Source organism: Streptomyces sp. CB00455 (assembly GCF_001905445.1).
Lineage (GTDB): Bacteria > Actinomycetota > Actinomycetes > Streptomycetales > Streptomycetaceae > Streptomyces.
In genome coordinates, this window is the sequence record NZ_LIVQ01000008.1 from 198022 (window position 1) to 218447 (window position 20426).

Below are 20426 nucleotides of genomic sequence, written 5' to 3' on the forward strand. Positions count from 1 at the left end.
AACAGGTGCTGGATCTCGTTGCAGGCGAGGGGGCAGCCCGTCCAGACCGGGGTGGCCGGCGTGTTCGTCGGCGCGGATGACGGGGCGGAAGGCGTGCCACGAGCATCGCGAGGGTGAGCCAGCGGTGCCAGGACGTCCAGTGTGTGACCTGGTGTTCGTCCAGTCCGGCCGGCCCTGGCCGGACTGGAAGGTTTCCGATCGTCCAACAGTCCGCCGTCGTCGGCACGCCTTCGGGTGCCCGGGATCCGGGCAACAGCGTGGCCCGGGCCGCCAAGCGCCGCCCGGACGGGGGCGTACAGGACCGGCTGCAGGAACGGACGTCAGTTCGGAGCCAGCACTTCGCCGTCACCTCCGGCGCGCGCAAAAACGTCACTGCCCATGGTGCCTTTGAGGTACCGAATTCAAACTCCGGCCACCCGAATCAGGTAATAGGAATGTTGTGCGGGTGGGACGGGAATTCCTACATCGCAGGGCACATATTCTGGATGCCGCGAGGTGCCTGGACAACGGCCGATCCTCCTCCAGCGATTGCTTTTTGGGCTGCTCAGCGCTCCGGCGGCCGTCGCTGCGGCCGCTCCTTCCGCGCACCTCGCCCCCGCCCCTATCCCTTCGGATCCGAGCGATTCCCGACGCGAGTGCCGTCCGTTTATGACGCGGATAGGCCGCCGTTTCGTGATTCTGTTCAGAATCGGACACCGCATGACGACCGAGTACACAGGAATCCCAGTGACGGCGCCGCCGACCAACGACGACTACCGGCTGGGTGCCGACGCCTACACCGACGAGCAGCGGACCGCGGTCCTCGCCAAGCTGGAGGGATACCTCGGCGAGCAGCGCGGTCGTCTTCTGGGCTATCAGGTGAACCTGTCGCTCGACGGCCACGCCGCGCTCGGCCGGTTCCTGGGCTTTCACCTCAACAACATCGGGGACCCGTTCGTCGACAGCCACTACAGCCTGCACTCGCGGTGGCTGGAGCGGGCCGTCCTGGAGCACTATGCCCGCCTGTGGCACGTGGCCCTGCCCGAGGATCCGGACCGGCCCCGCGAGGGGGACGGGTGGGGGTACGTGCTGTCCATGGGCAGCACCGAGGGCAACCTGTACGCGATGTGGAACGCGCGGGACTACCTGGACGGCAACGCCCTGGTGCGTGACGAGGTCTCCGGCGATGCCAGCTGCCGCACCAGCTACCTGCGGGCCCAGCATCCCGATGACAACCCCAACGCCTACCTGCCGGTGGCGTTCTTCTCCCGGGAGACTCACTACTCGCACATCAAGGCGATGCGGGTGCTGGACATCCCGACCTTCTACGACCTGGGCGGAAGCCTCTACCCGGGCCAGTGCCCGATCGATGTGTCCGGTGCCGGGATGGCGACGTACAACGGCTGGCCGCTGGGCGGGGTCCCGACCACCGGCGGCGAGGAGGGGCCGGGCACCGTTGACGTCGACGCCTTGGTCGCCGTCGTGGACTTCTTCGCCGCCAAGGGCCACCCCGTCCTGGTCAACTTCAACGTCGGCAGCGTCTTCAAGGGCGCATTCGACGACGTCCAAGGAGCCTGCGAGCGCCTGCGGCCGGTCTTCGCACGGCACGGACTCGTCGACCGCACCGTGCGCTTCGACCCCGACGACCCCAGCCGTGTCAGTACCCGCAACGGGTACTGGATCCACGTCGACGGAGCCATGGGTGCCGCCTACGCCCCCTACCTGGAGAAGGCCCGCGACACCGGCCTCACCGACACCGCACCCCCGGTCTTCGACTTCCGGATCCCTGAGGTGTCCTCCATCGTCACCAGCGGCCACAAATACCCCGGCGCGCCCGTCCCCACGGGAATCTACATGGCACGCGCGGGAGCCAAGCTCCGTCCGCCGTCCGACCCCGCCTACGTCTCCTCCCCCGACAGCACCTTCGCCGGCTCCCGCAGCGGCTTCGCAGCCCTCGCCATGTGGAACCACCTCGCCCAGCTCAGCGAAGAACAGCAGATCCGCCAGGCCGCCGATGTCTCAGGAATCGCCCAGTACACCGCCCGGTGTTTGCGTGAACTCAGCGACCGGCTCCGGGACCGCTCAGAGCCATGGGCCGAGGACGGCATCGAGGTCGGCCACGCGGACCACGCCCTCAGCATCTGGTTCCAGCAACCCCGCGCCGACATCACCCGCAAATACTCCCTGGCCTGCATGCCCCTCAACCTCGGCGGCCGCCGCCACGACTACAGCCACGTCTACGTCATGCCCCACGTCACCAGGCAACTCATCGACGAACTCCTCGAAGACCTCGCCCAGCCCGGAGCCTTCGACCGCTCCACCGACCCCGACGCCCAACGCCCCCCACTCCCCCACCAACGCTGACCCATAACCATCCGGGCGCTCGGCGTCCGTATCGGTGGACCAGCCGGACAACTGGTCCTCCCCGTCGGCGTCCTCGGCCAGGGTCAGCCACGGGCCATCAAGCCGGAACCGGTGCGTGGCGCCCCCGGTACCGGCCAGCAGCCCTGGGGAGACCGTCGGCCCCGTGGGGATGTCGATCTTGTCGCGGGCGAGGAGTCAGGCAACGACTGTGTGGCGGCCGAGCTGCGGGTGCACGTCCTTGCCAACCACCGGGTCGGGGAAGTTGGAGTGCCGGCGGCGCCAGTTCACCACCGCGGCCCGGGCCACACCCGAGCACACCTGCGGCCCGAGCACACCGAACTGGTCGACCGCATCGACGCCCTGACCCGCCACGTCGACCGGCTCCGCCAACACGCACACACCCAACGCAAGACTGACGCGCGGTGACCCGCCAGAACAAAACCACATCTCGATTGGCGCGCGAGGAGTACGCCTTGTCACCACGCACCCGCAGCGGCTTGCGCCTGGGGCGGCCACCGCCGACCTTGGGCACCCGGACTGCTTCGAGGACCGGCTCGAACTGCGGACTGTCACCCCGCTGACCCGCCGTGACCAGCAATGACAGTGGCTTCTGCCCCTGCTCGCAGGCCAGATGGATCTTTGTCGAGAACCCGCCCCACGACCGGCCCAGCCCGTGGTCCTCCGGCTCGGTAGCGACCCCTCCCGGGGGCTCCTTCTGCCCGGCCCCGTCCCGGCGGGCACCAGCAGCATGCTGATGGGCTCTGCAGACCGTGGAGTCGACGTTCACCTCGCACGTGATCAGCCCGGCCGCATCAGCCCTCGCCTGCAACAAGGTGAGAATCGGGGCCCACACACCCTCGCGCCGCCAACGGCGAAAGAGCCCGTAAACGGTCTGCCAAGGCCCGTACTCGTGCGGCAGATCACGCCACGGAACACCCGTCCGAACCCGCCACCGAACTCCATTGATCAACCGCCGCCGGTTCCCGGACCTGCGGCTCACACCTGCCGCAGGTAGCAACGACTCCAGCACCGATCACTGCTCATCAGAAAGATCCCCGCGCCCCACACCATGATCATCACGGCAGCGAGGCGTGAACCGGAACCCCGATCTGAAACACGGCCTAGGCCGTCCGCAGGGCGCGCGGCTTCCGGGACCCCCGCGGGCCAGGGCGAGCAGGAGGACGGGGCCGGCGTCCGTCACCTCTGTTACGGCCGCGCCCGTCCACCGGTCCGACGTTCCGAACAATCGATCTGAACGCGTTCAAAGCATCGGATCTTCGGCCGTTCGCCCCGCACGGCCCGGCGCTCCGCACCACCGCGGCAGGACGTCGGCGAGCCCGCCCCCGGCGTCCGGCTCCGACGCGTCCCCCGCGTCGGACGCCCAGGCAACGACGCCGTCCGGGCGTACGAGCAGGCCGGCCAGTTCCGGTCTGCCGGGGCAGGCGGCGGTGACGACGCGCACCCGCTCCCCGTATCCCTCGGCGCGCACCCTGAGCCCCGCGTCGTCGGCGAGGTCGAGCAGCAGGGCCCGCCCCTCGTGGAGCAGGTCCGCGAGGCGCGTCCCGTCGGCGAGTTCCAGGTCCGGGGCGCTGCAGCCGACCAGCGGATGACTGCCGGGGAGGTCGTACCGCTGCCAGACGCCGGAGATCTTCTTGGCGAGGAAGGTAGTGCCGGCGACGGACTCCGTCAGCTCGGCGACGATCTCGCGCAGGGCGCGGGCTTGCGGTTCCGGCCGCATCAGCGCGATCTGCGCCCGCGTCCATGCGAGCACCCAGGCGCCGATCGGATGCCGTTCGGCCGTATAGGTGTCCAGGAGCCCTTCCGGTGCCCGGCCGCGCACGACCGCCGCGAGTTTCCAGCCGAGGTTCATCGCGTCCCCGATGCCGAGGTTCAGCCCCTGGCCGCCGAACGGAGAGTGGACGTGCGCGGCGTCGCCCGCCAGGAGGACGCGGCCCGCGCGGTAGTCGGCCGCCTGGCGCGCGTTGTCGGTGAAGCGGGTGGCGGTGTGCACCCCGGTGACCGTGACGTCGGCCCCGGAAACGCGCCGCAGGCTCGCCTGCAACTCCTCGGCGGTGACGGCTGCTTCCCGGTCGGCCGGCGGTCCGTCGAACTCGACCGTGAGGATGCGACCGGGCATCGGCCCGTGCACGTACGTCCCGGTGTCCGTGTGGTGCCAGCCGGGCCGGAGGGCCTCGGCCCCGGTCATCTCGACGAGCGCCTGGTGACCGGTAATCTGCGGATCCGTGCCGGGGAAGGGGAACCCGGCGAGCTTGCGGACCGTACTGCGGCCCCCGTCGCACCCCACGAGCCAGCCCGCCCGTACGGCCTCGGCCGCCCCGTCGGCCACCCGGACCACACGGACCTCGATCCCGTCTCCGTCCGCCTCGAACCCGGTCAGCTCCGTGCCGCCGCGCACCTCGACGCCGAGCTCCCGGGCGCGCTCGGCGAGCACGCGCTCGACCTCCTGCTGCGGTACGAGGCTGACGTCCCCGGCAGGGCCGGCGCCGTGCAGGTCCGGGTCGGTCGCGTCCAGGAGTTCCCCGCGCAGCATGATCCCGCCGAAGTGTCCGACGAACCGGGAAGGTGCGCCCGGAGGCTGCCCGTCCGCCCGCTTCCCCCGCTGTTCGCGTACGAACGCCTGGAACCGCTCGGCGGAGCGCCGCTGCACCTCGGCCAGCGCGGGCAGCATGCCGCGCCGGTAGAAGGCCTCGGCGGTCGGCGTGTTGATCGACCCCGCCTTGATGGTCCGGTCCACTTCGGTGCGCCGCTCGACGACCACCACGCTCGCGCCGCCGAGCCGCAGCTCACAGGCGAGCATCAGTCCGACCGGGCCGCCTCCGGACACCACTACGTCAAAGTCCGAGTTCATGGATTTCACTATAGTCACTAAAATTTTAGAGTCGCTATAGTGTGGTCCATGACCAAGGATCCCGAGAAGCGCGGCGCCCGCGAGGACGCACGTGAGGGCGTGACCGTGGGTGGGGGTGGAAGTGGGGGCGTGCCCGACGAGGCGTTGACCTTGCGCGAGCGCAAGAAGCGCGAGACGCGGCAACGGATCTCCGACGAGGCGACGATGCTGTTCGTGGCCCGCGGGTTCGACGAGGTGACCGTGGCGGAGATCGCCAAGGCCGCTCACGTCTCGGCGATGACGGTCTTCAACCACTTCCCCCGCAAGGAAGACCTCTTCCTGGACCGGATCCCGGAAGCCGTCGAGCTCTTCACGGCCGCGGTCCGGAACCGCCCGGCCGGCGAGCCCCCAGTGGCCGCCCTGCGGGGCCTGCTGCTCCGGCTCCTCGACCAGCGCCACCCCCTGGCGGCGGTGAGCGACGACTTCCCGCACTTCTGGCGCATCGTGCTGGACTCGCCCGCCCTGCGGGCACGGGCGCGCGAAGGCGTCGAGGAGGTGGAGACGGCGTTGGGGGACGCGATGGCCGAGACCGCCCCCGGGGGCGACGGCCCCGACCCCCGCCTCGCGGCGGCACTGACCGTCGCCGCGTACCGGTCCGTCTACGTCACCACGGCCCAACAGCTGCTCGCGGGCGAGCGCGCGGCCGATGTGGCCGACGACCACCGGTCACGCGTGCACGGCGCGTTCGACGCGTTGGAGCGCGCGCTTCTCACGGCGCGCTGACGGATCGCCCCGGAGGCGCGAGCGGCCGGCAGGGCCGTCGGCTTCCCGTCGCGCCGACGGTCACCCGGGCCGCCGCGGTCAGCCCGGCCACCTCGACGGGGCAGCTGCGCCAGCGCGCCGCGTCCGCACTCCCGGCGGCGTACGCGCCCCGGGTGACGGAGCACGTGGCCGAGAGGGCCGCGTACGCGGCCCCCCACCGTGCCCACCTTCGAGACCCTCCCGCGCTTCACCACCGACCTCCGCCACCTCACCCACGTCCAGCGCCGACGCTTCCGCCGTGTAGTCCTGGAAGCCTTCGTGCCCGACCTGCGCACCGGCCGGCCATTCCGACCGGGGTTGCGCGTGAAGGGAGTGCGGGTCGCGCCAGGGGTCTACGAACTCACCTGGGCGCCGGACGGGCGCGCCACGTGGTCAGGTCGCGAGGAGTGTGTTGGCGCCAGTACATCAAACGGGTGAATGATCGTTTCTGGTTCCCGCCGTATGCGTTTGCAGTCTGCGGACAGGCATGTCCCTGCATATGAAGAAGGGCACAGGTGGATGACCGAGGCTGTTGCCGCGGCGGAGCGCGTCCTGCGGGAGTTGGAGCCGGCGGTGGAGCGACTCCTCGAGCGGCACCTGGACACCGCCCGTGACTGGTTCCCACACCAGTACGTGCCGTGGAGCGCCGCACACGACTACGACGGCCCACTGGACGGCACGGCCTGGTCACCGGAGCAGACAGCACTGCCCCAGGCCGTACAGGACGTGCTGGTGGTCAATCTGCTGACCGAGGACAACCTGCCCAGCTACCACTTCGAGATCGCCACCCGATTCGGGCGGGACGGCGCCTGGGGCACCTGGGTACATCGGTGGACGGCCGAAGAGGACCGGCATGCCTCGGTCCTGCGTGCCTACGTCCACGCCCGCCGCGTCGTGGACCCCATCGCCCTTGAGGATCTGCGGATGCGGCACGTCGGCACCGGCTACCACTCCGGTGCGACGACGCCCCTGCATGCGCTGGCCTACGTCACCGTCCAGGAACTGGCGACTCGCCAGGCCCACCGGAACGCCGGGGCAGCTTGTGGGGACCGGGCCGGCGAGCAGCTGATGGCGCGGATTGCGGCCGATGAGAACCTGCACATGCTCTTCTACCGGGACTTGTTCGCCGACGCGCTCGCCTTGTACCCAGGCGCGGCGCTCGCCGCCCTGGCCGATGTCCTCGAACACTTCGAGATGCCCGGTGCGATGATCCCTGGCTTCCGGAGGCGTGCGGCGCGCATCGCGGCATCCGGCATCTACAACCTGGATGTCCACCTCGAGCACGTGGTGGCCCCCCTTGTGCGGGCGCTCAAGGTCACCTCTCTCAGCGGCCTCGGAGCGGTCGGCGAGCAGGCGCAGGAACGCCTGGGTGCGCATGTGGAGCAGCTCACCGTACGGGCGGCCCGAGCTCGGGACCTGTTCGAGCGCATGGAGGCCATGAGTTGTTCATCCGAATGAGGACCGGCGGTGACTGCCGCGAGCCCGGTACAGACAGAAAACTTTTGCAGGAGGAACCAGACATGACCCAAGCCGCATACAACGCCCTTCCCGAGCAGCTTGTGGCCCTGGTCAACGAGCAGCTGGGCGGCGAGGCTCAGGCCCGGCAACTCACGCCGGACCTCACTTTCGAAAGTCTCGGCATGGACTCGCTGGCTCTGATGGAACTGGTCGTGGCGGCGGAGGAGCGATTTGGGATCGTGCCCTCCGAAGAGGCAATGGACCTGGCCCCGTCTGCCACCCTCGCCGCCGCCGCCCGCGCCTTCGCCGATGCCCGCTGACGTCGCCATCACCGGACTGGGGCTCGTCACCCCGGCCGGGCACACGCTCGAGGAGAACTGGGCGGCCCTGTGCCGGGGCCGATCGCTGGCCGCCAGGGACCCCGAGCTCGTCGGTCTGCCCGTTGACTTCTCCTGCCAGGTGACCGGCCTCGACGCTGCGGCGGGACTCGGCCCGCCGCTGGCCCGGCGGGTGGGACGGTTCATCCAGTTCGCGCTTCTCGCCGCCCGTCGGGCAGTCACCGACGCCGGTCTGCCCACGGACGTCGGACTCGGCGAACGGGTCGGGGTCGTGCTCGGCGTCGGATCGAACTGCCTGAGCACCTACATCACCGAGTTCGGCCATCTCGGCGCGGACCGGCCGGTGCGCGTCTCGCCGCTCGCGCTGCCGCGCAGCGTGCCGAGCATGGCTGCCGGCGAGGTCGCCCTGGACCTCGGCGCCCAGGGCCCCAACTTCACCACCGCGAGCGCCTGCGCCTCCGGGGCGACCGCGATCGGAGTGGCACGGGATCTGCTGCGGTCGGGAACCTGCGACATCGTGCTCGCGGGCGGCAGCGAATCGGGCCGGTCCCGGATGACGGCCACCTGCTTCACCCGGATGCGTGCGCTGTCGCCGCGCCGCGACGAACCCGAGTTGGCCAGCAAGCCGTTCGACGCGGCTCGGGACGGATTCGTCCTCGGTGAGGGCGCTGCCGTCCTCGTATTGGAACGGGCCGCCGACGCACGCGCACGGCGTGCCGAGGTGCTGGCCCTGCTGCGCGGTTACGGTGCGGGGTCCGACGCCTACCATCCCATCGCCCCGCATCCACAGGGCGACGGCGCCGTCCGGGCAATCGTGGCCGCCCTCCGGGATGCGGGGTGCAGCCCTCACGACATCGGACACGTACAGGCGCACGGCACCTCCACCCCGCTCGGCGACGAGGCGGAAGCCGCAGCCCTGGCGCGCGTCTTCGGCGACACCACGCCTCCCGTCACGGCGTCCAAGGGAGTGATCGGACATTCCCTGGGGGCGGCGGGCGCGATCCAGGCGGCGTACACGGTCCTCGCGCTACGCCACGGCACGGTCCCGCCCACCGCGAACTTCCAGCAGCAGGACAGCAAGCACACGCTGGACATCGTGGCCGGACCGCCCCGTCCGGTCACCACCCACACGGCCGTCAGCTGCGCCTTCGGTTTCGGCGGCCAGAACGCGGTCCTGATGCTCAGCAGCACGTAGCCAACCGCAGCGCCGCCGCATCGTACGGCCATCGAGCTGAACCTGAGCCGGTGGTAACGGTCCTGCCACAGGCCCCGAAGGCTGCGCCGGACGTCGCCCCCATCGACGGGTGAAGGTCCAGGAGCCACCACCCGCAGGTGTAGCCGTCCGGGGAGGACCCAGCCATCACGTGACACCCCTGTCGAAGGGCCGGACCAGCGGCGCTCCGCAGGCCAAACCCCTAGGAGTAGCAATGGACCGCTACCAGGCACCTCGCCGTGACGTCAGCCTGCTGCGCGAGCTCGAGCCAGTGGTGGCGAAGGCGGTGGACGCCCATGTGGAGAGCGCGGATGACTGGTATCCCCACGAGTACACCCCCTGGAGTCGGGGCGCCGATTTCGACGGCGTGTTGGGCGGGACACCCTGGGAGCCGGAACAGGGCACTCTCGGCAAAGCAGCCCGGGACGGCCTGGTGCACAACCTCCTCAGCGAGGACAACCTGCCGAGTTACCACCGGGTGATCGCCGAGCTCTTCACCCGGGACGGAGCCTGGGGAACCTGGGTCAATCGCTGGACAGTCGAAGAAGGCCGCCACAGTATTGCCATCCGGGACTACCTCATGGTCACCCGCGCGGTTGATCCTGTCGCCCTCGAGAACGACCGAACCGCCCACGTCCAAAACGGCTGGGGCATGGACTACGGCGACGATGTCGTCGCTTCCCTGGTCTATGTGACCTTCCAGGAACTCGGCACCCGCGTCTCCTACCGCAACATCAAGCTGCAGTGCGGCGACGCGGCCTGCGAGGCAATGCTCAACCGCATCGCCAAGGACGAGAACCGGCACATGCTCTTCTACCGCACGGTCCTGTCGGCAGCCATGGATCTGCATCCTGACCGAACCGTACGGGCTGTGGCAGATGTCGCCGCTTCCATCCGTGCGCCCGGCCACGGCGCCCCAGGCTATGCGCGGCTGGCCCAGTCGATGGCCCGCTCCGGTATCTACAGTCCCGTTACCCACCACGAAGAGGTCTTGCAGCCCATCGTGCGCTTCCTGGGCATCTTCGACGCCTGTGGCCTGCGCCCGGACGGCGAACAGGCACGAGAAGAACTCGCTGCCGTGCTCGAGCACTCCGCCGCCCAGGCCGCGCGGTTCACCCGCATCTTCGCATCCTCAACCCGGACCAACCCGGACTCGATTCACTGAACAGGGCTGCAGATGCGCACGCCGGCCCCCTGGATGCCAGGTGCGATCCCCTTCGCCGCGGGAGTCGGGGCGGTCCGTCAGCGTCCAGGAGCCCGTACTGATCCGGTTACGCGTCCTGTTCGGAAGACCTCGTCGCGGCGGGGTCTGCCTGGTCGGGTACCGGATCCGTGATCGTGCTGGGCATGGAGGCTGTGACAGGGCGGGGCTGTGTGAAAGCGCCTTCAAGCGCGTCGAGCTCGGCGAGCCAGCGGGCGGGGAGTTCGTCGATGTCGGGCAGGCTGGGGTCGGCGACGACGGCCAGGTGCGCGGTTTCGGCGTATTCTCCCAGGCAGACCGACAGGTGGTGTCCTGCGGGCAGGAACATCAGCGGCAACATGGCGCGGGTCCTGCGGCCGTTGAGTCGAAGGGGCCGCGCGGGGCCGGGGACGTGGGTGGCCACCATGGTGGTGCGCCGTGGGTGCAGGATTCGTGCCAGGGCTCTGCCGTGCCAGCGCGTGGGCAGGACGTCGAACAGAACATCCGCGTCGGGATCGCGGTGGCTGATCCGGATGTTTCTGGTGGCCAGGCGTGTGGCGGCCAGGCGTTCGGCAGCGGTGGGCAGGTGGCAGGGCAGGATGACGGGGATGCCGCGGTGGAAGTTGCCCAGCGCGGCGCTCGTGTCGCCGCGCCGGGTGTTGAGGGGGACCGTCACCCGTACGGTGCCTGTGCCTTTGTGGGGCAGCCAGGGCCGCAGGGCGCCGGCGAGGGCGGCCAGGTACACGTCGTTGAGACTGACACCCCCTTCCCGGGCGATGGCCTTCATACGAGGAAGGGGGGTGTGGACCCACATGCGCCTGGGTGGGCCGGTCGGGGCTTGAACGCGGTCGGGGCCGAGGCTGATGGCGTTCGCGGGCAGCGCGATGCCGGCGACCGCGCGTACCAGGGCGCGCACACGTGCGCTCGTCCGGGAGGGTGGGGGCGCGGGGGGTGTGCGACGGCGCGGGAGGCCGGGTTCCCCCATCGCGGCGAGCGTGATCCCGATCAGGGACATGCCGTCGAGGAGGCCGTGGTGGGCGCGCAGGAGTAGGGCGAACTCGTTGTCACGGTGGCCGTGGAGCAGGGTCATGCCCCAGGTGACGTCCGTGAGCGGCTGGGCGCACACGCGCTCGATCGCCGAGTGCAGCGCGAGGTCCCCGCCCTGCCTGGTCAGCGCGACATCCTCGAGGTGATCGGCTGGCACGGTCGGGCCTACCGCGTTCGCGCCCCGGGGGCGGGCCCGGTCGCGCAGCGGCGGGTGGGCCATCCGCATCAGGTCGATCAACGCGTGCAGTTCGACGCTCGAAGGGGCGGGGCCGGCGGCCACGGCCACCCCGCCGATCTCCACGGTTGTGTGGGGGTGTGCCGCCGCGTAGTCGAACCAGCGTTCGCCCGCCGTGGTCGCGTCGTCATGGTCGTGCACAGGATTCTCCGCTGAAGGTCGTTCGCGTGGCCAAGGCTGGGGCGGTGGGCTCGTGTTCATGAGGCACGTCGCGCCGTGGGACGCGGCCTCGGCGGAGCGCCGGTGCGGCTGGATCTCATTCGCTCACCGCGGTCTCCCGGCGGGCGTCGTCGGAGCAGGTACCTGGTTACCGGGCGCCTACCGAGGTCGTCGGCGACGTTTCGGATGACGCAGGCCGGCCCTCGGGGATCGCGGCGGCGATCTCGCGCACCAGGGCCCAGGCGTTGCGTACGGAGGCCTGGGACGCCAGGCGTGAGCCCAGGGCCGCGCGCAGGATGTAGCGGCCGTCGACGGTGGTGGGGGTCACGAGGATCCGGTGGGTGGCGTCGAGCCCGGCACGCAGGCGCTCGGTGCGAACGTTGTCACCGGTGAGGCGGAAACAGACCAGTCCGAGTGAGTGCGAAACCAGTTCGAAGCCGGGGCTGTCCCGGACCAGGTCGGCGAGCAGCGCGGCGTGGGAGAGCTGTTCGCGGATGTGCGCGCGCAGGCCCTCGACGCCGTGGGTGCGCAGGACGAACCACAGCTTCAGGGCACGGAAGGGGTGCATGAGCGGCACCTGCCAGTCGCGGAAGTCGGTGACGTCGCCCGAGTCGCTGGCCTGGTTGCGCAGGAAAGGCGGGCGGATGTCCATGGCGGCGGTGAGGCTGTGCCGGTCGGCCACCCACATGGCGTCGCAGGGCGGCCCGGTGAGCAGCCACTTGTGGCAGTTCACGGCGTAGGAGTCGGCGTGCTCGACGCCCTCGTTGATCCAGCGGTTCTCCGGGCAGACGGCGGCCGAGCCGGCGTAGGCGGCGTCCACGTGCAGCCAGGCCCCGAACTCGCGGCACACGGCGGCGACGGCGGTGATCGGGTCGATGGCGCACGTGCCGGTGGTGCCGACGGAGGTGACCACGATCGCGGGTACCAGACCTGCGGCGCGATCGGCTGCCAGTTGCTCGTGCAGGGCGCGCGGGTCCATCTCGCAGGTGCCTGCCAGGGTGGGGATCTGGGTCGGTTCCCCCAGGCCGGCGATGCGTGATGCCTTGGGGACGCAGGAGTTCGCCTGGTCGGTGCAGTACAGGCGGTAGCGCCCCTCGGTGCCGTGCTCGCGCCAGCGCCCACCCGAGGCCCGGTACAGGGCGGCGGCTACGGCAACCAGGACCGCTGAGGACGCGGAGTCCTGCAGGACCCCGCCGCCGTCCCCGGTGCTGAGGAAGCGCTCCGGCAGGCCCAGCGCGACCGCGAGGTGGTCCAGGACCGCCTCTTCGAGTTCGGTGGCGGCCGGGCCCGTCGACCACATCATGTGCTGGACCGCCAGGCCGGAGGCCAACAGCTCGCCGATCACCGACGCGGGGCTGGTCTGGGTCGGGTAGTAGCCGAGGAATGAAGGGTGCTGCCAGTGGACGAGCCCGGGGATCACCACCCGCCGTACATCGGCCAGGACATCCCGGATCGGCTCGCCGTGCACCGGTACGCAGTCCGGCAGCATGGCACGTACGTCCCCGGGGTGAAGGTCTGGCGTCACCGGCAGGCGTTCCTCGCGTAGGTCCTCCCAGTAGTCCTCGAGGATCGCGGCGACCTCGCCGATTGCGCTGCGAAACGAATCATCACCAGGAGTCACTGACATGCCGGGTAACGTACCGCATAAAAACTAGTGAAATGGCCCAGATGACAAGCGAATCCGTGCTGTGGCTCGCCCCGCCCCAGCACCTGCCCCACGACCTGGGGACCCTGCGCGAGGCCGCGGACCGACCCGACCGTCACCACAGAGCCCCAGCCCACCGCCCGCTTCCCGAACGCGACCCCCGCGAGGCCGCGTTCGACGAATACTTCGCGGTCGCACGGTGCGCCTGCGCCCCCGCCCCCTTGTTGATCGACGCCCTCGACGACACCCTGGCCACAGTGCGGGCCTTCTCCCGTCACCCGGACGGATCTCCGACCGAGCCTGACCTCGATCTCGCCGCGCACGCGGCCGGGTTGACCCCGAAATCCGGCCTTGCCGAGTCCCGGACGCAGGCCACGGTGCGCCAACGCTGGATTCAGGGGCACCGGCTGTTCTTCGCCCTCACCCAGGCGACCGTGGTCGCGCTGCGACACGCCCTTCGCGCCCCCTCCCCCGCGGGTTCCGTCCTCGGCCTGGAAAGCGCCGCTCACTTCCTGCGCGCCAGCGCGTCCGCCCTGCGCATCACCGCGTCTTTCGACGCGCAGGACTACCACGACACTGTCCGGCCCTCGATGGCCCCACCGCAGGCTCCCGGTGGATTCTCAGGCCTGTGGTCGGCCGATCACCGCGTCCTGGTACAGAGCCTGCGCGCGTGGGGGCTGGCCGCACCGGCGAAGTCCTCCCGCTTGCGTCCCGCCCACCGGCGCCTGGTGGAGGTCCTGACAGATGTTCACCACGCGCATGTGGGCGTCTGCTCGCGCTTCGTGGGCGCGGGACCCTCCCTGCTCCGCGGCGCGGAACCGGGGGTGCGGGTCCTGGACCGCCTGTGCCAGAGGCGCCGCACCGCTCTGGACGCCGTGCCCGCCGGCAGGCCGGCCGAACTGCCCGACCCCCGGGATGAAAACCTCACCCTTCACCACTGAACCCGCACTTGACGCGCCCCTGGCGGGCGGGGGAAGCCGGCTCGCCCCGGCGGCTGGGTGGTCTTCCCGGCCAGAGCAACATCACTTGTGTGCGCCTTGATCGTTAGTGCGGGTATGCCAGGACACAGCGAGGACGGGACAGGCAGGGGGGCGTGGTCGGCTTCCCGGGCCTGGAGGGTGGTGGTGTGCGCGGCGGTTGCGCTGGTCGCGGCGCTCCTGAGCCTCCCAGCGGTGTCCGGCGCCTTCGGCGCCGGAGGGACCATCGCCACAGGCACCGAGGCAACCAGGGCTCAGACTCAGGCTGAGGTACTGGGGGTCGGCACCCCGGATCTGGTGATTGCCGTGACGGTGCGCGACCGGGGCGCACGGTCGGCGGCTGCAGCCGGCGCCGGTGCCGTTGCCCGTGTGCTGGCAGGCGAGCCGGCTGTGCGTACGGTGCAGTCGGCCGCCACGGGAGATCCGTGGGCGATGTCGCGGGACGGACGCACCGGCCTGGTGACGGTCTCGCTGTCGGGCAGCGACGCGGACCGCAAGGAAGCGGCGCTGCGTCTGGTGCCCAAGGCGCGGACGGCGGTGCCGGGGATGCGGGTGGACGCGAGCGGCGCCGCTTGGGCGACGGCCGAGATCGACCAGCAGGGCGGGGCCGATCTGCTGAAGGCGGAACTCTGGGCTGCGCCGCTCATCGTGCTTCTCCTGTTGCTGACCTACGGTTCGTGGGCTGCGGCCGCGCTGCCCCTCGTGGTCGCGATGCCGGCCGTCGTCTGCTGTGTGCCGTTGCTGGGCCTGCTGGCTCAGGTGAGTGATGTGTCCGCGTTTGCGGTCAACGCGGCCGCGGCTATCGGCTTCGGCCTGTCGATCGACTTCACCTTGTTCGTCCTGGCCCGCTACCGCGAGGAGCACGCGAAGGGAATGCCGCGCGCCCGAGCACTGGACGTGGCGCTCGGTACATCGGGTCGCTGCGTGTTCTGTTCGGCTGTGGTGATCTCGTCATGCCTGGTGGCGCTGGCCACCATCCCCGTCCCGCTGCTGCGCGCGCTCGCCCTCGCGGGTGTCGCGGTGACATTGCTGGCGGCGCTGGCCGCGCTGACGGTGCTGCCGGCCGTGTTGACGCTCCTGGGTGATCGTGTCGACGGCGCCGATCCGCTGCGCAGGCTGCGCCGGGCTCCGATCGGAGGAGCCAGCCGGCTCTGGCGGGAGCTCGCCCGCCGTGTCACTGCCCGGCCCGTGGCGGCCGGCCTGGGGGCGCTCGCCGTACTGGCCGTGACGGCTTGGCCCGCAACGGCTCTGCGGCTGGGCGCGATCGACGAGCGGACGCTGCCGCCGACGGCCTCAGCCGCCGCCGCTGCCGCGGACCTGCGCGGGCGCTTCGAAGTACCCCCGGAACGCGTCCAGGTGGTGGTCCTCGAACGGCCGGGCGCGGGCCTGGGAAGCTACACGGCCGCCGTGGCCCGGCTGCCGCATGTAGGTGCGGTGCGCGAGGTGCCCCACCCTGCGGCGGGTCAGCCCGGACAGGCGGCGCAGGAGCGGCGCCTGGCAGTGGTGCTGGTGGCGGCAACGGTGGGACCGGACACGCCCCAGGCCGCGCGCCTGGTCGATGGGCTGCGCAAGGCTCCGGCGCTGGGCCCGGTCCTGGTAGGCGGTCGGGCCGCGCAGATCACCGACACCATAGACGCGGTGCGCGGTGCGCTGCCGCGGGTGGTGGTGGCGATGTGTGTGTTCCTGCTGGCCGCCCTCACCGTGTTCACACGCAGTGCGATGGCCCCCCTGAAAGCGCTCGTGGTGGCCGTCGTCAGCTTGGCTGCCGTCCTCGGATTGATCGTGTGGATCTTCCAGAACGGACACAGGGCGGACGTGCTGGGCGGGTTCACCGTCACCGGGTCCCTCGACGCAAGTCTGCTGCTGTTCACCCTGGCCGTGGCGTTCGGCCTCTCCATCGACTACGAGGTCTTCCTCCTGGGCAGGATCAAGGAGGAGTTCGACCGCAGCCTGGACAACCAGGCGGCCATCGTCACAGGCATTTCCCGCACGGGCCGGCTGATGACCTCTGCCGCAGCGGCCCTTGCCATCTCCACCGCTGCCATCACGACCTCCCACGTCACCATCCTCAAACTCATGGGCACGGGCATCGCCTCCGCAGCGATCCTCGACGCGATCCTGGTCCGCGGAATCCTCGTCCCCGCAGTCATGGCGCTTCTCGGTCCGGCCAACTGGTGGAAGCCCGCACGCATCGGCCGACAACGTCGTCGCGGCCCGCGCACTGCGGCAAGTGAAGCCGCGGCGGGCTGACCGCCCGGCCACCGGCCATCACCCGCACCCCAACCGCCTGTGCTACGGGAACAGGGACGGCAACCGCTCGATGCGCGAGCGGCTCCAGAACAACGTGGTGAAGCCCGGCATCCGTGAAGGCCTGGTATCCAGGGTGGCGGACTCCAGGGCAAGACTGAAACCTGCGACGAAGCCGGCCACGGCGATCGGCAACGGCCCACCGCGTCGCCGATGACAACAAACCTGCCTGTGTGACAACTATCGTGCGTCGGCTCAGGAGTACAGCGGGACCGTGGTCACTCCGCCCCGCCGCTTGTAGTCGACGTCCACCGGGGCGACCGGGGACACCCAACCAAGCCTGACCACCTGGTCCCAATCCGTCCTCCGGACCCCCAGGCGGACCGCCGCCTGGTCCGGGCCGAGGTGGACGTGGCGGTCGAGGAGGGCGGGCCCTGATTCATGTAAATAGCCCACGCTTTAGAGCGAGTTGGGAGCGCACCGCACAGCAGAAACGGATCCTCCCAGCTCATACCCCTCACCCTCTCCGAACTCCGACGCCTGATCACCCGCCTCACCCACCGCCGGCCAGCACCCGTCGAACACGTCCTGCACTGGTCACACTGGCGCCGCAGGCGACAACACCGAGCCCGCATCAGCCACTACGAACGCCGCGGACACACACCACCAGAAACTACTCGACAGCCAGAACAAAAGACCGTTGCAGTATCAGGCCGTGTTCACGAGCGATCATGAACCTTCGCACTACTGGCAGTTGTGAGGGGATACGCAGGATGGCTGGAGGATTCCGTTTCGAGGTTCTGGGCGCGGTTCGGGCATACCGGGGGGATGTCGAGCTGCGGGTGGGGCCGCCGCAGCAGCAGGCGCTGCTGTCGCTCCTGCTGCTGCGCGCCAACCAGCCCGTCTCCATGGCTATGATCGTCGGTGCGCTCTGGGCGGACGCGCCGCCGACCCGCGCGGTGACCACCATCCGCACCTACGTCTGGCGGCTGCGCAAGCTGCTGGAGCCCGACGGCGCCGCGCCGACCGTCCTCGAACTGGCCGGCGACGGCTACCGGCTGGCCGTGCCCGGCACGGCCCTGGACGTGCGCCGGGCCGAGGAACTGGCCGCCGAGGCCGCGCGCGCCTCCGCCGGTGGCCGGGTGCCGCAGGCCAGGCAGTTCCTGGCGCGGGCCCTGGACCTCTGGCAGGGCGAGCCGCTGGCCGGGGTGCCCGGCCCGTTCGCGGAGCGGCAGCGCGTCCGGCTGGAGGAGCTGCGGCTGGCCCTGCTCGAAGAGCGCTTCGAGCTGGCCCTGGCACTCGGCCACCACCGCTCGGCCATCCCGGATCTGGTCGAGCTGACCGACGCGCATCCGCTGCGGGAACGCCCGTACGGCCTGTTGATGCGCGCGCTCTACGGGGCGGGCCGTCAGGCCGACGCCCTCGCGGTGTTCAGCCGGGTGCGCGACCTGTTGGTCGAGGAGCAGGGCATCGAGCCCGGCCCGGAACTGGCCGAGGTGCACCGGCGGATCCTCGTCGGCGACCCCGCGCTGGCCGAGTCCGGCCAGGCACTGCCCGCGGAGCCGCCGGAACCGGGCGCCGACGGGGCCGCGGACGCTGACGGGGCCGCGGACGCTGACGGGTACCCGCCTGAGCGGGAGGACGGCGGGCCGGACCGGGAGGACGGCGGGCCCGACCGACCGAATCCGCCGCCCTCGGCGCAGGCGCACCAGACCGCCGCGCACCCAACCGCCGCGCATCCGGCGGCGGCACCGGTGCCCGCCCAGCTCCCCTACGACGCACCGGACTTCGTCGGCCGGACCGAGCAGGTCGACGCCTGGCACGCGCTGCTCACCGAACCGGTGCGCCGGACCCCGGTCGTGCTGGCCGCCGCCGGGATGGGCGGCGTCGGCAAGACCTGCCTCACCCTCCACATCGCCCATCGGGCCCGCGCCCACTACCCCGACGGCCAGCTCCACGCCGACCTGCGGGGCAGCGGGGCCGACCCGGCCAAGCCGGGTTTCGTCCTGGCCGGGTTCCTGGCCGCGCTCGGCGTGCCCGAAGACAAGGTGCCCGACGGCGTCGAGGAGCGCTGCCGGCTCTTCCGGTCGCTGGTGGACGGGCGACGGCTGCTGATCGTCCTGGACAACGCCCGGGACGCCGCCCAGGTCCGGGAGCTGATACCGGGATCGTCCAGCTGCGCCGTCATCCTCACCAGCAGATCGCCCATGTTCGACCTGCCGTTGACGTCCCAGCTCCTGCTGGAGCCGTTCCGTACCGACGAGGCGCTGGCCTTGCTCGGCTCGATCATCGGCCGGGAGCGGCTGGCGGCGCAGCGGGAGGACGCCCTGCGGCTGGTCGAGGCCTGCGGCCATCTGCCGCTCGCGGTGCGGATCGTGGCCACCCGGCTGTCGGCCCGGCCCGCCTGGTCGGTGGCGACGCTGACCGCGCGCTTGGCGGACGAGCAGCGGCGCATCGCCGAACTGCGGATCGGCGCGCTGGCCATCGACGCCGCCTTCGAGTTGGGCTACCAGCAGCTCACCGCCGCCCAGGCGCGGGCGTTCCGGCTGGTCGCCCTGGCCGGTGCGGCAGACATCGGGGTGCCGGCGGCGGCGGCCGCGATGGGTGTCGACGAGCCCACGGCGGAGGTCCTGCTGGAGTCGCTGACCGATGCCGCGATGCTGGAGTCCGCCAAGCCCGGCCGCTACGGTTACCACGACCTGGTGCGGGTCTTCGCCCGGCAGCGTGCCGAGTCGCACGACCCCGCGGAGGCGGCGGCCGCCCTCGGCCGGCTGCTGGACTTCCTGCTGGCGACGGCGGCCAGCGCCTTCCCGCACGCTATTCCCGGGGATCCGGTGGCGGACGCGTTCGGGCCGCTGAGGTCGGCCGGGCTGGAGTTCCGCGATGTGCACGCCGCCCGCGCCTGGGTGGCGGCCGAGATCGACGGCCTGGTCGCGGCCGCGCTGAGCACCGTCACCCTGCGCCTGCCGGACGCCGCGCAGGACCGGCTCGGGACCGCGGTGGACCTGCTGCTCGCGGTCAGCCCGTACACCCACGCCGTGTGGTACGACCGGATGACCCCGGTGGCGCTGGCGCTGACCGAGACCGCGGAACTGACCGGCTGCCCGAGGATCATCGGGCGGGCCCGGATGCTCTGCGGGGGCATCGCGCTGCGCGCCGACCGGATCGCCGACGCGGGGCGGCACGCCGGGCTGGCCGTCGAGGCGGCCCGCGCCGCGGGGGACGTGTACACCCTGCGCCAGGCGCTCAACGACCTCGGTCTGGTGGCGCAGTTCCTGCGCCGCTTCGAGGAGGCGGCGGCCTGCTACGACGAGGCGATCGCCCTCGCGCACACGCTGGGACACCGCTCCGGTGCGGCGGTGACCACCGTCAACGCGGCGCTGGCCCGGGTGCGCAGCGGGCGGTCCGAGGAGGCCATTCCGGCCTGCGAGTCCGCGCTGTCGCTGATGCGCGAGCTGGACGACGTCGCCAGCGCGGCCTACGCCCTCTACGTGCTGGGCCTGGCCCTGCACGAACTGGGCCGCTACGAGGAGGCGGTGGCCCGCTACGGCGAGGCCCTGGCGGTGTGCCGGGCGGCCGGGCTGCGGGAGCGGGAGGCGCAGGTGCTCTACCGGCTGGCGGAGACCCTGCGCAGCACCGGGCGGGAGCTGGAGGCCGTGGAGCACGCGGCCGCGGCGGTCGCCCGCTGCAAGGAGGCGTGCTCCGAGCGGGACCGGGCGCACTCCCTGGTCGCGATGGGCCGGGCACTGGCCGGTCTGGGGGAGACCGGCCGGGCCAGGGGCCATCTGGAGGAGGCCCACGGGGTCTTCACCCGCCTCGGGCTGCCCGACGCGGCCGACGTGTCGAAGCTGCTGGCCGGGCTGGGCTGACGACGCCACCGCGCGACGGGGGGCCGGGGGCGCGTACGGAAAAGGCCGTCCGGGGCGGGGGTACCC

General features: G+C 71.3%; 14 protein-coding genes and 1 pseudogene. 9 read left to right on the forward strand and 6 right to left on the reverse strand.

The genetic code is table 11. The features are described 5' to 3' along the window. Nucleotides 1–699 precede the first annotated feature (699 nt). Nucleotides 700–2343: a pyridoxal-dependent decarboxylase gene (locus AMK16_RS28210; RefSeq protein ID WP_242438967.1), complete on the forward strand. Its 1644-nt coding sequence runs from the start codon at nt 700–702 to the stop codon at nt 2341–2343. 195 nt (nt 2344–2538) lie between these two features. Here the strand turns inward: AMK16_RS28210 and AMK16_RS36790 are convergent, their stop codons facing one another. The 3 genes and pseudogenes from AMK16_RS36790 to AMK16_RS28220 all read right to left on the reverse strand — a co-directional run bounded on the left by AMK16_RS36790 (nt 2539) and on the right by AMK16_RS28220 (nt 5212). Further along, complete coding sequence (locus AMK16_RS36790; protein WP_199885635.1) at nt 2539–2736, reverse strand: hypothetical protein; 198 nt, start codon at nt 2734–2736, stop codon at nt 2539–2541. A 55-nt stretch (nt 2737–2791) separates the two neighbouring features. Continuing rightward, nucleotides 2792–3373, reverse strand: a pseudogene (locus AMK16_RS28215) (IS5 family transposase); the annotation flags it as partial. Nucleotides 3374–3604: 231 nt separating this feature from the next. After that, on the reverse strand, nt 3605–5212 hold the full coding sequence (locus AMK16_RS28220; RefSeq protein WP_073920145.1) for an FAD-dependent oxidoreductase: 1608 nt from the start codon (nt 5210–5212) through the stop codon (nt 3605–3607). 48 nt (nt 5213–5260) lie between these two features. Here AMK16_RS28220 and AMK16_RS28225 point away from each other — a divergent pair, with 48 nt between their 5' ends. From AMK16_RS28225 to AMK16_RS28250, 5 genes are all read left to right on the forward strand, one after another. Next, nucleotides 5261–5974, forward strand: coding sequence for a TetR/AcrR family transcriptional regulator (locus tag AMK16_RS28225; protein WP_079191785.1), 714 nt, complete (start codon nt 5261–5263; stop codon nt 5972–5974). A 537-nt stretch (nt 5975–6511) separates the two neighbouring features. Continuing rightward, nucleotides 6512–7450, forward strand: a complete 939-nt coding sequence (locus tag AMK16_RS28235; protein WP_073920188.1) for an acyl-ACP desaturase — start codon at nt 6512–6514, stop codon at nt 7448–7450. A 62-nt stretch (nt 7451–7512) separates the two neighbouring features. Further along, nucleotides 7513–7770, forward strand: a complete 258-nt coding sequence (locus tag AMK16_RS28240; protein ID WP_079191786.1) for a phosphopantetheine-binding protein — start codon at nt 7513–7515, stop codon at nt 7768–7770. After that, complete coding sequence (locus AMK16_RS28245; RefSeq protein ID WP_073920148.1) at nt 7760–8983, forward strand: beta-ketoacyl-[acyl-carrier-protein] synthase family protein; 1224 nt, start codon at nt 7760–7762, stop codon at nt 8981–8983. Before AMK16_RS28240 ends, AMK16_RS28245 begins: the two co-directional genes overlap by 11 nt. Nucleotides 8984–9215: 232 nt before the next feature. Next, nucleotides 9216–10166 (forward strand): acyl-ACP desaturase, encoded by a 951-nt coding sequence (locus AMK16_RS28250; RefSeq protein ID WP_073920149.1) that lies wholly within the window; start codon nt 9216–9218, stop codon nt 10164–10166. A gap of 106 nt (nt 10167–10272) precedes the next feature. On the opposite strand, the gene AMK16_RS28255 is transcribed toward AMK16_RS28250, so the two are convergent. Continuing rightward, a complete protein-coding gene (locus AMK16_RS28255; RefSeq protein WP_073920150.1) occupies nt 10273–11604 on the reverse strand; it encodes a WS/DGAT domain-containing protein in 1332 nt (443 codons plus the stop codon). 166 nt (nt 11605–11770) lie between these two features. Further along, nucleotides 11771–13249 carry a pyridoxal-dependent decarboxylase gene (locus AMK16_RS28260; RefSeq protein WP_079191788.1) on the reverse strand — a complete coding sequence of 493 codons (1479 nt, stop codon included), beginning with the start codon at nt 13247–13249 and terminating at the stop codon, nt 11771–11773. A 41-nt stretch (nt 13250–13290) separates the two neighbouring features. Between AMK16_RS28260 and AMK16_RS28265 the strand changes: the two genes are divergently transcribed. Both AMK16_RS28265 and AMK16_RS28270 read left to right on the forward strand, forming a co-directional pair. Next, a complete protein-coding gene (locus AMK16_RS28265; RefSeq protein WP_143196905.1) occupies nt 13291–14208 on the forward strand; it encodes a hypothetical protein in 918 nt (305 codons plus the stop codon). A 231-nt stretch (nt 14209–14439) separates the two neighbouring features. Then, nucleotides 14440–16494, forward strand: a complete 2055-nt coding sequence (locus AMK16_RS28270; protein WP_158071259.1) for an MMPL family transporter — start codon at nt 14440–14442, stop codon at nt 16492–16494. 252 nt (nt 16495–16746) lie between these two features. Here the strand turns inward: AMK16_RS28270 and AMK16_RS28275 are convergent, their stop codons facing one another. Continuing rightward, nucleotides 16747–16947, reverse strand: coding sequence for a hypothetical protein (locus AMK16_RS28275; RefSeq protein ID WP_073920154.1), 201 nt, complete (start codon nt 16945–16947; stop codon nt 16747–16749). 317 nt (nt 16948–17264) lie between these two features. Here AMK16_RS28275 and AMK16_RS38200 point away from each other — a divergent pair, with 317 nt between their 5' ends. Further along, nucleotides 17265–20360 (forward strand): AfsR/SARP family transcriptional regulator, encoded by a 3096-nt coding sequence (locus AMK16_RS38200; protein WP_274535387.1) that lies wholly within the window; start codon nt 17265–17267, stop codon nt 20358–20360. Nucleotides 20361–20426: the final 66 nt, after the last annotated feature.

Excerpts from the sequence above, each read along its gene's own strand:
- AMK16_RS28210 (WP_242438967.1), top strand. The coding sequence starts at position 700 with ATGACGACCGAGTACACAGGAATCCCAGTGACGGCGCCGCCGACCAAC.
- AMK16_RS28220 (WP_073920145.1), bottom strand. The coding sequence starts at position 5,212 with ATGAACTCGGACTTTGACGTAGTGGTGTCCGGAGGCGGCCCGGTCGGA.
- AMK16_RS28225 (WP_079191785.1), top strand. The coding sequence starts at position 5,261 with ATGACCAAGGATCCCGAGAAGCGCGGCGCCCGCGAGGACGCACGTGAG.
- AMK16_RS28235 (WP_073920188.1), top strand. The coding sequence starts at position 6,512 with ATGACCGAGGCTGTTGCCGCGGCGGAGCGCGTCCTGCGGGAGTTGGAG.
- AMK16_RS28240 (WP_079191786.1), top strand. The coding sequence starts at position 7,513 with ATGACCCAAGCCGCATACAACGCCCTTCCCGAGCAGCTTGTGGCCCTG.
- AMK16_RS28245 (WP_073920148.1), top strand. The coding sequence starts at position 7,760 with ATGCCCGCTGACGTCGCCATCACCGGACTGGGGCTCGTCACCCCGGCC.
- AMK16_RS28250 (WP_073920149.1), top strand. The coding sequence starts at position 9,216 with ATGGACCGCTACCAGGCACCTCGCCGTGACGTCAGCCTGCTGCGCGAG.
- AMK16_RS28260 (WP_079191788.1), bottom strand. The coding sequence starts at position 13,249 with ATGTCAGTGACTCCTGGTGATGATTCGTTTCGCAGCGCAATCGGCGAG.
- AMK16_RS28265 (WP_143196905.1), top strand. The coding sequence starts at position 13,291 with ATGACAAGCGAATCCGTGCTGTGGCTCGCCCCGCCCCAGCACCTGCCC.
- AMK16_RS38200 (WP_274535387.1), top strand. The coding sequence starts at position 17,265 with ATGGCTGGAGGATTCCGTTTCGAGGTTCTGGGCGCGGTTCGGGCATAC.